The sequence below is a fragment of the Nostoc favosum CHAB5714 genome, assembly GCF_020829495.1.
GTDB lineage: Bacteria > Cyanobacteriota > Cyanobacteriia > Cyanobacteriales > Nostocaceae > Nostoc > Nostoc favosum.
In genome coordinates, this window is record NZ_JAIVFQ010000022.1 from 80788 (window position 1) to 93448 (window position 12661).

Below are 12661 nucleotides of genomic sequence, written 5' to 3' on the forward strand. Positions count from 1 at the left end.
ATTAGTCATTAGTCATTAGTCATTAGTCAATAATCAATAAATAGTTCTTCTCCCCCTGCCTCCCCTGCTCCCCCTGCTCCCCCTGCTCCCTCATCCCCACTCCCCACTCCCCACTCACTTTACTTTCAATACAGACTTCCCTAAAGACTGGCAAATAACATCATTTTGCGGTGTATGGATACGGCTGCACAGAACGTCCCGGTAGTGTCGCTCTAAAGGATTCCTTTTTAACAGACCAGGATTACCAGTCAGTTCCAAGGCAATCTCTACAGCACGAATCGAGTTAGTTGTGGTGAGATATTTAACAGCTTGTGCCTGTAATCCTACGTTAGGCTCATACTCGCCCCGATCAATATCTTGAGCCAAGCTATAAATCAATCTATTGTTAGCAAACAGCAGTGCTTCTATCTCACCCACAGCAGTTTGGAAGCGTGGCAAAGTTGCCAGTGGCTCTTTGAGATTAGAAGGCGATCGCTCCCAAAGATATTTTACAAGCCAGTCTCGCGCACTAGTAGCAACACCTAGATATAAAGCACTCACTGTCAAACTGCCCCAAGTGGAAATCAGAGGATCAAAGGATGGCGCAGCAGATATGGGGCTAATATTCAAAGCATACTCTTTTGGGATTAATACATTCTCCAAAATGAGATCGTGGCTGCCTGTAGCTCTCATCCCCAAGTGATCCCAGGTTTCGACAATTTGCAAACCGGGCAGATCGCGCGGAACCAGAAAACTCCCAACTTGTGGTTCATCCTCAGTTGTCCGTGCCCAAACAATAAAGTAACTGAGGATGGGACTACCCGTGGTATATTGCTTATGGCCTGTTAAACGCCAACCCTCTGTTGTCCGTTCGGCAATTGTGGCAGGTAATCCGCCTCTAGCTGGCGTTCCTAACTCAGGTTCGACACGGGCAGCATTGAGCAGGGCAATACCTTCAATCGATTCACGACACAGCCGTTTATATACTTCTGGATGCCAGCGACGGCTACGGGCTGCATGGGCATGTTGGAGATAGTGCATTGTCAGTACTAGCGCCGTCGAAGCATCGCCACGCGCTATCCCTTCAATCACTCGGCAGATAGTTGCTAGCCCCAAACCCTGTCCACCTAATTCTCGTGGAATGGTGAGGCTGAGTAATCCTGCCTCATGCAAAGCTGTAAAATTCTCGAAGGGAAAGGAACCGTCTTTGTCATGTGCCCCTGCACGGGTGGCAAAGTCCTTGGCCAGAGCCTCAACCTGGTCGAATATATTATTGGGGAGAGTTTCTAAGCCTTTGGCTACAAAGGTGTCTGGCACTGCTTGCTCCAACTGTGACATAAATACTTCTTTAAAACTCACTTTACTACTGAATCCCATCCTGCGAAAAATTGATGTTCCTGCAAACTTGAGATGCTTCCATCGGAGTTAAGCGATCGCAACTACTTGTAGCCTAAATCCTACTTTCTTTTCTTCCTCAGCATCTGACCTCAAACTCAGGTCTTTTGGTGTTTTTTGAAATACTACTTAAACTCGCTCGAATTTAAGTAATTAGTAATTATGACACAAACAACTTTCTTAGAGCAAGCCAACCATCCGAATTTACGTTTGATTTTGACTTGGCTTGATTGGATCTATGCGTTGTTGATTGTTTGACAATCGTTCAAACATTTGTATTAAGGCTAACTGCATTTCTGGCGTAAATTCCAACGTGCCAGAACGCAGATGTAAATCTAACTGAGGGAAGGGGATCTCAATTTGTCTTTGCTGTAGTGATTCGTAGATATTGTAGTATAAATCACTTTTGAGCAAGAATTGTTTATTAGGTTCCGCAGTCCATACTAATAACTCAAAATTTAAGCTGTTGTCGCCAAACTCTTTAAATAATACTAGAGGAGAAGGAGCCTGTAATACATTGGGATGCTTAGAGGCTGCCTCTAACAGAGCAGCTTGGACAACTTTGGGATCTGAACTATAAGCAACGCCAAGGGGGAGATGAAGGCGAGAAATCGGGTTGCGGTGGCTCCAGTTGATTACTTCTTTTTCCAAGAAGCGAGAGTTTGGTACAATGATTGAAATGTGGTCAAGAGTACGAATCTCGGTACTTCTGGCACCTATTCGCTCGACAGTACCTGTATATTCCCCAACTTCTACAAAATCTCCAATCTGAATCGGGCGCTCAAATACTAGTACTAAACCACTGCCAAAATTCTTAGCAATATCCTGTAAGCCAAAGCCAATTCCAACGCTTAAAGCACTTGCTAAGATTGTCAAAGAGCTAATGTCAAGCCCCCAGATTTGTAGCAGTACCAGTGTGCCAATAAAAATCAGACCATATTTGAAAAGTATTACAATCGCTTCTTGAGCGCCACGATTGATTCCAGTAAAAGATAGAATGCGAGAACGTAAAAAATTGGTTAAAGTTCCAGCAAAGATAACTAAGCCGAACAACAAACCAATCAAAATTATTAATTCAGTAAGAGAGTAAGGATTCTTGCCTAATGTCAGAATAGGTGAGGTGAAACTGGTAATCAGGATATTTGAAATTTGGTAGCTCCATTGACGAGTGAAAGGAAAGAGATTAGTGATATACAGAATCGCACTTATCCAAAGTGCAATACGCATACTCGCCAACACTAATTTGAAAAATAATTCCAATACTTTTAGTAATTCCGAATTAGGTATCTCATTGTTAGTAGTAGTTAAGCGTTGTGAAGCTATTCGGAAAAAGTGATGCTTAATCCATCCTAATAGCCAAGTCAATCCAGCAGTTATGAGTAAAATTGCTACTGCTACAAAAGTTGTTTGTTGCAGATAGGTTCTAGTTCGCTCTAAGCGAGCTTGCTGTAACGCTTCTTCAATTTGCTGCCCCCAAATCTTTGCCTGCTCATCAACTGTGCTACCTGGAACAGTATCTTGTTCTGTAACTGTTAACAGATAGCCATCATTTAGCAAAATAGTAGGTAGTTGATTGCGTTTTTCAATTTTAACTTGAATAGATTCAGAAGTTTGAATCGCATTTTTTAGTTGTGAGTTGATTAAATTTGTCCGTTCTTGAGCGCTATACTGACCAGAATCGCTGATCTTAAAAAGCTCTTGCCCATCCAAAATAACCGGAGCTTTAGTTAATGCTTGAGCAACGACAGGAGTTAACCAAAGACACACAACAAAAGTTAGTACTGCAATGAGAATATTGAAATATTTTGATGGCAGTCGCAAACGGTGAGAATAATGCATTAGGATTCTAACAAGATAATTTTATAGCCGTTATATCATTTACGTGAACATCCGAAGGGGCACGGCAGCGCCGTGCCCTTACACCTTGCGATATAATGTTGTACTGCATCTGAATGAGAACCGCTATAGTCAAACTAATTAATATTAACTAGATTTTGTCACAACCAATTTTTTACCATAAAATAAAACCAATAAAAAGAATTTAATTTAGAGTTACGGAACTGTTAAGTAGCAACAAGCCAAGTAAATTTATGCATTGTTGCAGTGCCACAGACAAGCGTAGGCATAGCCCGCCGCAGGCATCGCTCTTGATGCATTTGTAATTGTTGCGATACGCTCCAGAGGCAAGTCATCCAGATTCCGGTTCCTTGGCGATGTCTGTGCCTACGCCCTTCCCCGGCAGCAGGATTTGTGACTTTCCCTCTCCTGGGATTTGAGAGAAAATATAAAAGGTATAATTACTCATGCATCTTCCGAGGGAAGCCAGTCAGTTGAAATATTTGTAATAATTCCCAGTAATTGCGGTTACATAATTTTATTCATGAAATTTTAATGCCCTAGTACTGCAAGGCGGAAGTCAAAAATTACGCATTCACGCATTCAAAAGTTATGTATATCAAGGTTTTTGCAAGTTTTAAAATGGTAGCTTGATTTACGTGGCGCTGTAATAGCTGAATATAACAACTTGATTAAAGGAGAATTTTTTATGTCAGTCCAAGAATTGGAAGAATTTTTTCACACACAATTAGTCAAACACGGTGTGAACTATAACTTGGCTGCAAAAGCAGCTAAAATATTGGCTTCTGGCAAACCTGATGAACTCCTAACACCAGAGGAAAAACATTTGGCTACAGAAGTTTGTCAGCAGTGGTCGAAACAGCGTCAACGTCTAGAGCGACTCAATTCTCATTTATAGAAGTGAATAAGGATTTGTAAGAAGAGTTTTATTTTTTCTGTCATTCTTTTACTGTAGTCAAGGCGTTATTTGAGCTATCAATTCATTGTCAAATTTTTGACTTTCCTAAGCTCAATGAGTATGGTGTTTTCTCATAAATGATTTAGGATTGCTATAGTCCTAAGAGTATAGCTATCTACATCGCTTCAAAAAATCTTCTATTTAGTCCTCTGAAGAGGACTTTAGCTATTAGCCTGGGAATTTATTCCCAGGCGGGATGGCAACGAAGCGGAAGATTTATAAAGATGTTGCTAATGACAAGTTATTGCGCGTCTACGCTCTACCTCAAAGCCTTCATTTAACACAAACTGTGAACTTAAAAGAGCGCCCTACTCTTCATTCCCCATTCCTAAACATCAAAGCTTATCTACATGCCGAGAGATATTGCTTCACCGTTCTTTGCCGTTTTTGCGAGTAAGTCGCAGACTTCTTCATCCGTAGTTTGGGGAAAGTTTTCGTACCAAAGACCAACACTTTGGAAAGGGCTAGGTGTCGAGACACAAACAATTTTGTCTACCTCAGCTTCCAACTCATGACAAGTTTCAGGTGCGGCGACAGGCACAGCAATCACAATTTGAGCGGGTTGGTGTTTTCGCACAGCCACAACAGCAGCCCACATAGTTGCACCCGTAGCTAAACCATCATCTACCAAGATGACCGTGCGTCCTTGTAAATCTGGAAAAGCGCTATTTGGGCGATAAAGCCGTTCTCGTCGCTCTAACTCCCGTTCTTCTTGCACGGCCACTTTAGCAATTACTTCATCGGATATCTTCACCAGACTGATAATATATTCATTAACTATCCGCACACCACCAGAAGCGATCGCTCCCATAGCTAGTTCTTCTTGATCAGGCACACCCAATTTACGTACCACCAAAATATCTAAGGGAGCATTTAATGCTTTGGCAACCTCAAAGGCAACGGGTACGCCACCCCTTGGTAGCCCTAATACCAGAACATCTGGGCGGTTAGTATAAGCAGCTAACTCTTTAGCCAAAACTTGACCCGCAAACCTCCGGTCTTTGAATCGCATGGTGTGACACTCCTGATTAGTTTACAAAAAAATTAAGTATTTACACGCATTCGCCCTTGGCTGCCTGCCTCAACCAAGAAATTCCTTAACCGAACGGTATTGGCAAGGGCGCGATTTTGCACCTGTCCAATAAACTCATCGTGTTGCATTTTCCCTCCAGATTTGTCTTAATGCGTGACTTGTTATATTTTTAGATATTCTGAACTGATCTTAGAAAGCTAAAAATTCCGTGTCCTCTGACTAATGAGGCGACATCTCCGATCTACAGTTCTATCAAACGGATGAGTTAATTTTTATGGAGGGAGATTTTCGCATCTTGGGCTGATCCCATTTCACCACTCCACACTCTACACTCGCCCCAAAATGTTTTGACAAGGGAAAAAGCTTAGGGTAAGCGACAGTAAACCAATTGCCAGTTAACTTTTCTCCCAATTCCCAATGTTTATTGTTAAAATTGCACTGAGTATTTTTTTTACATAATACTGTAAAACAATTACTTAACGATTGGTAAATGCCAAAATCTATGAAAATACAGTAATAATTCAATTGCTAATTCGTCAACTGCTACCTTATGCTTGCATTATCTTTTACTTACATGATTTTGATACAATCTTTACATTATCCTTTAATTGTAAGTGTGGAATAATACACAGTATCCTCTTTCGTTAGACAATGGGTAGTATTATGCTTGGTATTAGAGAAAAAACCTCATCCAAATTACCCGCATAACACTTTTGAATAAAAATTCATAGGGTAGAATAACTGAATATTGCTCAGATATTTTTAAAATTCAAAGCAGGATTTTTTAATGATCAGCTTAAGTAATTCGGAAAACGGCACAGCTAACAGCACAGCAGCCACTAAGAGGCTGGCAAGGGCGATGATGGTTTCTGGTGGGGAATTCTCACTGATATTAGCTTGTTGTAACTCTGTTGAAAGGCAGCAGCAAGTACTGAATGTGTTAACAGAATTTTCATCAGCAGACATCGACGAAATCCTGCTCTCACCTGCAACAGACACATTGTATACAGCTATTACAAGTGCGATTGGTACTACTCAACCCGAAGCTTTGATGGTACGGGGTTTAGAATCTGTAGTGGAAATTAACCAATTAATAATTAGTACCAACATCATGCGAAATGAGTTTCGGAAAAAGTTCCGGTTCCCGTTGGTATTATGGGTTAATGATGAAATTCTGTGCAAGCTAGTCTGGTTAGCACCCGATTTCAAAGACTGGGCAGCCAGTACTATTAGATTTGATGTACCTCAGAATCAGTTCGTTGAAGCTGAACAACAAGCCATCAGCGCTTAATCTTGGCTGAAATTACTTGCAAAATCTTGTATACGCTAGTACCACATGGCGGAAGTCAAAAGTTAACACTGAGCGACTTGCCTTGAGCGCAGTCGAAAGGAGTCGAAGTGTCAAAAGTCAAAAGTCAAAAAGCTTATAAGGCAGACTTTTTGGCGATTTGGAATGGGTGTAGGACTTACGCATTGACAATGAATACCAAATATGGATTAAGGTTAAAAACCATATCTTTTGTAAGGGCTAAGCAACGCTGTGCCCCTACAGCATGGTCTATTTCCGATCGCAGAATAATTAAGAAAAGCCTGAAAACTTCCTCAAGATAGGTAATGGACATCACGATACATTTGTACAGTGCGTAAGTCCTATGGGTGGTTTATTTACCGCCGTACTCTACTAGGTTAAGCCGAGCAAAACCTCTGCTACGGTTCTGTAGGATTCTTTTCTAAAATTACTTTTATTGAACTCTCGCTTACGAAGGTGAGGCAAAAAGTTAGGACTTACGCATTGACAAGAAATATTAAATATGGATCAACGTTAAAAACTATATCTTTCGTAAGGGCTAAGCATTGCTGTGCCCCTACAGCATGGTCTATTTCCGATCGCAGAATAATTAAGAAAAGCCTGAAAACTTCCTCAAGATAGGTAATGCACATCACGATGCATTTGTACAGTGCGTAACTCCTAAAAGTATTGCAAGCTTTTCTCGCAAGCTATTTCCCCAGACAGCGATGTGGATTCTCTTATCCAATAAACGGCTTTCACCTTAAGTTGACACCAATGAGCAATGGCGTGTCCCTAGCCGCTACCCATTCAAATGAGAATTGCTATAAGGAACAAACAATCAGTACATCAGCGTCTGTCTTTATATCTGTTTCAGAACAGAGATCCTAAATTAATTTAAAGCAGTGAAGTTCTGGAATTATATACTTTATTATTATTGGCTGGATACTATTTATGAGTTTTATAACTCTTGACTAACATCCCTATATTATGATGAAAATCATGTTGAAAGACTACTTGAACCCGAATCAAGGGCGAATTTTCACTGTTTTGATTTTGACTGGAATTTTGTCTGTTGCTAGCGGTTTAACATTTATCAAAGGTGCTACGAGCGCTACTGCAAAGTTATCGCTAGAAACAAGCAATGAAGTTCTCAAAGCTTCGGCAAACACTCCCTCAAAGAATCTGCAAAATAAATTACCCGCATCTGTAAAAAACGCTGTTTTGCAAGCCGCCTCCAAACGTTTGCAACAGCCAATTTCTCAGCTAAGAATCATTGAGTTTCAACAGCAAACTTGGAGAGATGGCTGTTTAGAATTAGCTAATGCTGATGAATTCTGTACCCAAGCTTTAGTACCAGGTTGGCGGGTGGTTGTAGGCATTGGTGAACAAACCTTGGTTTATCATACCAATCAAACAGGTTCCGCACTCAGGCTGAATGAAAAAGCTAGCTCAACTCCACTGGCCCCTGTGCAAATTCCAGTCAGCGAGTTACCACCACCATTAGCTGGATATGTAGTATTTCGGCAAATTTCCAGTGGGGGTTTTGCTGGCATAACTTACGAGACTGTTTTACTCAAAGATGGACAATTGATTCGGGTGCGGATTGGTGATGCGAATGATTCTGAGCGTAGTGTTCGCCGCGTTTCTGTGCAACAGGTACAACAATTTGTGCGATCGCTAGAACGTTCTAAATTTAGTAAATTCAAAAATCTGAGTTACCCAGCCCCCAGTGGTGCTGCTGATTTTATCACCTACACTCTTACCAGTCAAGAAGGTACGGTTCAGTACAACGATATTTCTCGAAATAACCTGCCAAAGAATTTACAAGCAGCAGTCAAAGCCTGGAATGATCTCATAGCCAGCGCCCAGTAATAAGGGACTTTTAAATCAAAAAATATCCCATCGCTTTTAGGGCAGGAGGATGAGGGAGATGAGGAAGACAAGGCGAATGCCCAATGCCCAATGCCCAATGCCCAATGCCCAATGCCCAATGCCCAATGCCTAACGATAATTATTTACGCCGACCTACTTAATTTGATCATGTCTGTAACCAAATGATGAAAAGGTTTGTAAAGTGGTGTGTTGAGTTTCCTTCTTGGTTGAATATTCGCCAAAGCAGAAAGTCTCTTTTTTTTGCCGTTATAGCTAGCTTGAGTCTAGTTGCTACGGTGATGCTATCGTTCCCCTTAAATGCTCAAATCAATCTGCCGCCAACGCCAGCATCTGAGTTAAGGGGAGTGTGGTTAACAAATATTGACAGTGATGTGTTATTTGAGCGCGATCGCCTCAAAGGATCTTTGCAACGCCTTGACGAACTCAATTTTAACACCATATATCCGGCGGTTTGGAATTGGGGATATACATTGTATCCTAGCAAAGTTGCCCAAAAAGTTATCGGGCGATCGCTCGATCCCACACCCGGACTCAAAGGACGAGATATCCTCAAAGAAATTGTGGATGTGGGACATCAAAAAGGCTTAACAGTGATTCCCTGGTTTGAATTTGGCTTCATGGCACCAGCAGATTCTCTATTAGCTAAAAATCGTCCCCAATGGCTCACCAGTCGCAGTGATGGAACTCGGATTGTCAAAGAAGGGAAACATAATCGCGTTTGGCTAAATCCCTTTCGCCCAGAAGTACAACAGTTTATCCAAGATTTAATCGTTGAAATTGTTAGAAACTACAATATTGATGGTATTCAATTTGATGACCATTTTGGCTTACCATCAGAATTAGGATACGATGCTTATACAGTGGCACTTTACAAGAAAGAACACCGTGGTAAAGCTCCCTCCAAAAACTTCAAAGATCCAGAATGGGTACGCTGGAGAGCTAACAAAATCACCGAGTTTATGAAACGGGTATTTACAGCCATTAAAGCTACTAAAAAAAATTGCCTGGTTTCTGTTGCTCCTAATCCTCAACGTTTTTCCTACGATTTCTTTTTAGCAGACTGGCAGAAATGGGAAAGGATGGGAATTATTGAAGACTTAGTTTTGCAGATATATCGTGATGACTTGAATGTTTTTATCAGCGAATTAGAGTATCCAGAAGTGAAAGCGGCAAAGAGGCATATTCCAGTGAGTGTGGGCATTTTGGCTGGGTTGAAAAACCGCTCTGTGCCAATGCAGCAGATTCAGACACAAGTGCAAAAAGTACGCGATCGCAACTTTGCCGGAGTCTCTTTCTTTTTCTATGAAACCCTCTGGAACATGAGCAAAGAAAAGCCTCAAGAGCGTCAAACTGCCTTCCAGAAAATTTTCCCCACACCAACGGCTTACCCTAATCTGCTAGCAGGCTGGAAACCGTTCAGTTAATTTTCCTCATAAACTGTCGGTGAACACATCGCTTAATTTAAGTGAACCTTCACCGACAATCACTTAAAAATAGTTCTGAAATATTTGCCAGCATCAGGAGCAATAGCCCGCAGTGAGAAAAATTGCTCTAGCTCAATTTCGTACTTAATATATTGAGCTTCCGTTGGGTAAATAGGATACGGCGTAGCAGCTAATACTGAGACTTGAGTCACCAACAATGTCAAAGCCACAGAGATAGTTTTAAACATAAATAAATCTTGCTTTGTTATCTAGCTCATTATTCACACCCCCGAAGTTTAAATAACTACATTGTTCAAGTATTTATTACTGAGTAATATCATGTCCGCTTGATTACTTATTAACCCGAAGAACCCCACCCCGCCAAAGCTGTGCTTTGTCTCCCCTCCCCGCAGGCTCTTAGGGGTTGGGGGTGGGGTGTAATGATCGTGGTTAGCATAACTATTTATGCGGACATGATATAAGAATTGTGTGAAGTCTCAGTAGATACCGATGTTAGGGCAAAATAAAAGCGTTGTGTTTGCAGCACAACACTTTATCAAAGATTTGAATTTAGTTTTACTCTTGCTGTTCTTGCTGTCTACGTATTACATCTGGCAGTTGTTCTGGAGAATCTAACTTTACTCCATTTGTTTCAACTCGGTTTGCTAGAGCGTTGATGGCGTTTTGGTCATCTCGGTGCGCTAAAACATAAGTCCGCAACTCCTTTGTGGTCATTGCTTCATAATTCGGGCTGGTCATAGCTCAATTCTCCTTGCTTATTAATGACAATTACTGACTCTTCACCCGCAATGATTACTATTCTCGCGTTTCTAGAATCAAGCGTTACAAGATAGACGGGTAAATACATTTTTGTTAGCCAGTAGCAGGCTATATACACCGTTCTTAGCTGCTGTGGTGTTGGTTCCATATCCTCCTTTATGTGCTTGTTCGGGTGTTGGCTCCATAGGCACTATCCTATTCCCAAACGCCCAGCCAAGCCCGGAGTTAGGGGTAGAAGCGTAGTAATCATCAAGAATAGAGCCAAAAGCCCCAAAGCGGCTCTAGCATCATCAGGTTCAGTGACTTCATTCAAACTGGGGCGTTCTTGATCCCGTTGCAAAAAGAAAATCACGATCGCCCAGTACATGGCAAGAGTATTACCGAGAGACACTAACGCCAGTAAAATTAAAGTTGCTACTGTTGCCCGTCCTGCGGTTTTGCGTCCATAAATCGCCTGAACAATGCGCCCACCATCGAGTTGTCCGGCTGGCATTAAGTTCAAAGCGGTGATAACTAACCCCAACCAACCAATTATCACTAAGGGATGAACACTTACCAGGGATGACTGCAAAGCCGAACCAAGGACAACTCGCGCCAAACTTCCCACCAAAATCGACCCTTGGAAAAACTGATTTGGTAATTGAAATAAACTACCTGGGCGGGAAAGCACCAAGCCCATCACCAGCATTAACAAAGAAACAATACCACCTGCGGCTGGCCCTGCCAAGGCGATATCAAATAATACCTTGCGGTTGGGCAATAGAGATTCAAAGCGGGTAATTGCACCAAAGGAACCAATTTGCACAGCCGGCAGAAAGAAAGGCCAGCTGAGGCGGATTTGGTGACGGCGAGCAAGTAACCAATGACCGATTTCGTGAGCTACTAAAATTGTAAATATCCCAGCGCCTATGGGCAAAGCTTCTTGAAACCGCTCTGGATTGCCAAAGAAATCAAAATTCAGCAGTAAACCCGCAGCTTCTAAACTTGTGGCAATGGTCGCTATCAACAGAATACCTGCAAAAGCTTTTTGCGATAACAACATCGGCCGGGGATCATTGCGGCTGGGTAAAACGATTACCACTGGTTTGCCGTCTGTATTTTCCACTAAAAACAGGCGATATTGATCGCCAAGGCGTTGCCGTAAACTTGCAGTTAGACGGTTGTGAGTCTCTTCTGGTTCTCCCCGCAAATTGCCTTTGAAAATGGCTCCATCTTGGTAAGCGATGGTTTCTGTAGCAAAAAACGTATCGATACCGAAAATACCTTTAACTGCATTCAAGTCTTCTTCTGGTATCGGTGGGATCTCCGGTTTCAGTTCTGCTACTTTTGGTTGTGGGGAATTTGCTTCAAGTGAGGAAGCAGCAGCGAGTCTTTCTGTGGCGCGTTGCTTGAGGATGGCATCTTGCCCAGCTGCGCGTAACTGTCTGCCCAAGTAGACGTACAATCCGGCGGAAGTTACCACTAAGAACAATATACCCGCTATATTGATGTAAATCCCTGCGGCAAACAATCCAAAAAACAGGAGCCAGGGAGTCATCAACACCACCGACTGTAACCAGGCTAAGATTCCCAGTTTACCAAAAGGTCTGGCGCGATAAAAGCCCCAGCCCAAAATGCTTAAAGCTACCAGTAGGATTGTCCCCAGGATAGAAGTTTCTGATAAAGTAAACATCTCCAAACCTTTGCTATTGAGACTAAGCCAGAACAAGTCCGGTATTGCAGATACACTTATTAATGTATAACGCCGCCTGTAATCTGCCCAAATTATCATAAATTAAAGGGTTTAAGACCCCAACCATTACATGTAGCATCTATTTCAGTCGGGGTTTAAATCCCCGTCTGAAATGTCTAAAATGTTTGAATTTTGAATGCGTGAATTTTGAATTGTTAACCGGCTTTGAGTAGTGGTAATAATAAAAGAACCTCACCAAATTCCTCGCGCCGTGGAAGCCCCTAAATTCTATTTATGGGGGCAAGGCGCAGGCGAATTTATTCGCTGCCAAAAAAATAGTAAGCCATGAGATAATATCAGTATGTCGAAATTGGATTTG

The 12661-nt window shown here is 41.9% G+C and carries 13 protein-coding genes and 1 pseudogene; 5 read left to right on the plus strand and 9 right to left on the minus strand.

The window, feature by feature from the left end; genetic code table 11:
• Nucleotides 1-114 precede the first annotated feature (114 nt).
• Both LC586_RS16745 and LC586_RS16750 read right to left on the minus strand, forming a co-directional pair.
• Entirely contained in the window at nucleotides 115-1317 is a 1203-nt protein-coding gene (locus LC586_RS16745) for an acyl-CoA dehydrogenase family protein (RefSeq protein WP_229485892.1), read from the minus strand.
• A 261-nt stretch (nucleotides 1318-1578) separates the two neighbouring features.
• Nucleotides 1579-3213 (minus strand): mechanosensitive ion channel family protein, encoded by a 1635-nt coding sequence (locus LC586_RS16750; RefSeq protein WP_229485893.1) that lies wholly within the window; start codon nucleotides 3211-3213, stop codon nucleotides 1579-1581.
• Between the two features lie 706 nt (nucleotides 3214-3919).
• On the opposite strand from LC586_RS16750, the gene LC586_RS16755 reads away from it, so the two are divergent.
• Entirely contained in the window at nucleotides 3920-4129 is a 210-nt protein-coding gene (locus LC586_RS16755; protein WP_229485894.1) for a hypothetical protein, read from the plus strand.
• A gap of 23 nt (nucleotides 4130-4152) precedes the next feature.
• Nucleotides 4153-4266: pseudogene (locus tag LC586_RS42660) on the plus strand (IS630 family transposase); the annotation flags it as partial.
• Nucleotides 4267-4535: 269 nt separating this feature from the next.
• On the opposite strand, the gene LC586_RS16760 reads toward LC586_RS42660, so the two are convergent.
• Nucleotides 4536-5201, minus strand: coding sequence for a phosphoribosyltransferase (locus tag LC586_RS16760; protein ID WP_229485895.1), 666 nt, complete (start codon nucleotides 5199-5201; stop codon nucleotides 4536-4538).
• Between the two features lie 808 nt (nucleotides 5202-6009).
• On the opposite strand from LC586_RS16760, the gene LC586_RS16765 reads away from it, so the two are divergent.
• The gene (locus LC586_RS16765) at nucleotides 6010-6513 is read left to right on the plus strand and encodes a hypothetical protein (protein ID WP_229485896.1); all 504 of its coding nucleotides are present in this window, start codon (nucleotides 6010-6012) and stop codon (nucleotides 6511-6513) included.
• A gap of 175 nt (nucleotides 6514-6688) precedes the next feature.
• Here the strand turns inward: LC586_RS16765 and LC586_RS16770 are convergent, their stop codons facing one another.
• A complete protein-coding gene (locus LC586_RS16770) occupies nucleotides 6689-6844 on the minus strand; it encodes a hypothetical protein (RefSeq protein ID WP_229485897.1) in 156 nt (51 codons plus the stop codon).
• Nucleotides 6845-7503: 659 nt separating this feature from the next.
• On the opposite strand from LC586_RS16770, the gene LC586_RS16775 reads away from it, so the two are divergent.
• Entirely contained in the window at nucleotides 7504-8385 is an 882-nt protein-coding gene (locus tag LC586_RS16775; RefSeq protein WP_229485903.1) for a DUF8738 domain-containing protein, read from the plus strand.
• A 185-nt stretch (nucleotides 8386-8570) separates the two neighbouring features.
• Nucleotides 8571-9830, plus strand: a complete 1260-nt coding sequence (locus tag LC586_RS16780) for a glycoside hydrolase family 10-like protein (RefSeq protein ID WP_229485904.1) — start codon at nucleotides 8571-8573, stop codon at nucleotides 9828-9830.
• Nucleotides 9831-9889: 59 nt separating this feature from the next.
• On the opposite strand, the gene LC586_RS16785 is transcribed toward LC586_RS16780, so the two are convergent.
• The 5 genes from LC586_RS16785 to LC586_RS16795 form a co-directional block, all read right to left on the minus strand.
• Nucleotides 9890-10078, minus strand: a complete 189-nt coding sequence (locus LC586_RS16785; protein WP_229485898.1) for a hypothetical protein — start codon at nucleotides 10076-10078, stop codon at nucleotides 9890-9892.
• Nucleotides 10079-10406: 328 nt separating this feature from the next.
• On the minus strand, nucleotides 10407-10589 hold the full coding sequence (locus LC586_RS16790) for a DUF6887 family protein (protein ID WP_229455114.1): 183 nt from the start codon (nucleotides 10587-10589) through the stop codon (nucleotides 10407-10409).
• On the minus strand, nucleotides 10570-10698 hold the full coding sequence (locus tag LC586_RS42665) for a DUF6888 family protein (RefSeq protein WP_372478318.1): 129 nt from the start codon (nucleotides 10696-10698) through the stop codon (nucleotides 10570-10572). Before LC586_RS42665 ends, LC586_RS16790 begins: the two co-directional genes overlap by 20 nt.
• Nucleotides 10667-10795, minus strand: coding sequence for a hypothetical protein (locus LC586_RS40675; RefSeq protein ID WP_267921689.1), 129 nt, complete (start codon nucleotides 10793-10795; stop codon nucleotides 10667-10669). Before LC586_RS40675 ends, LC586_RS42665 begins: the two co-directional genes overlap by 32 nt.
• Before the next feature lie 5 nt (nucleotides 10796-10800).
• Nucleotides 10801-12282, minus strand: coding sequence for a site-2 protease family protein (locus LC586_RS16795; protein WP_229485899.1), 1482 nt, complete (start codon nucleotides 12280-12282; stop codon nucleotides 10801-10803).
• Nucleotides 12283-12661 lie beyond the last annotated feature (379 nt).

Excerpts from the sequence above, each read along its gene's own strand:
- LC586_RS16775 (WP_229485903.1), top strand. The coding sequence starts at position 7,504 with ATGAAAATCATGTTGAAAGACTACTTGAACCCGAATCAAGGGCGAATT.
- LC586_RS16755 (WP_229485894.1), top strand. The coding sequence starts at position 3,920 with ATGTCAGTCCAAGAATTGGAAGAATTTTTTCACACACAATTAGTCAAA.
- LC586_RS16770 (WP_229485897.1), bottom strand. The coding sequence starts at position 6,844 with ATGTCCATTACCTATCTTGAGGAAGTTTTCAGGCTTTTCTTAATTATT.
- LC586_RS16790 (WP_229455114.1), bottom strand. The coding sequence starts at position 10,589 with ATGACCAGCCCGAATTATGAAGCAATGACCACAAAGGAGTTGCGGACT.
- LC586_RS16795 (WP_229485899.1), bottom strand. The coding sequence starts at position 12,282 with ATGTTTACTTTATCAGAAACTTCTATCCTGGGGACAATCCTACTGGTA.
- LC586_RS42665 (WP_372478318.1), bottom strand. The coding sequence starts at position 10,698 with ATGTATTTACCCGTCTATCTTGTAACGCTTGATTCTAGAAACGCGAGA.
- LC586_RS16780 (WP_229485904.1), top strand. The coding sequence starts at position 8,571 with ATGAAAAGGTTTGTAAAGTGGTGTGTTGAGTTTCCTTCTTGGTTGAAT.
- LC586_RS16765 (WP_229485896.1), top strand. The coding sequence starts at position 6,010 with ATGATCAGCTTAAGTAATTCGGAAAACGGCACAGCTAACAGCACAGCA.
- LC586_RS16745 (WP_229485892.1), bottom strand. The coding sequence starts at position 1,317 with ATGTCACAGTTGGAGCAAGCAGTGCCAGACACCTTTGTAGCCAAAGGC.
- LC586_RS16750 (WP_229485893.1), bottom strand. The coding sequence starts at position 3,213 with ATGCATTATTCTCACCGTTTGCGACTGCCATCAAAATATTTCAATATT.
- LC586_RS16760 (WP_229485895.1), bottom strand. The coding sequence starts at position 5,201 with ATGCGATTCAAAGACCGGAGGTTTGCGGGTCAAGTTTTGGCTAAAGAG.
- LC586_RS16785 (WP_229485898.1), bottom strand. The coding sequence starts at position 10,078 with ATGTTTAAAACTATCTCTGTGGCTTTGACATTGTTGGTGACTCAAGTC.
- LC586_RS40675 (WP_267921689.1), bottom strand. The coding sequence starts at position 10,795 with ATGGAGCCAACACCCGAACAAGCACATAAAGGAGGATATGGAACCAAC.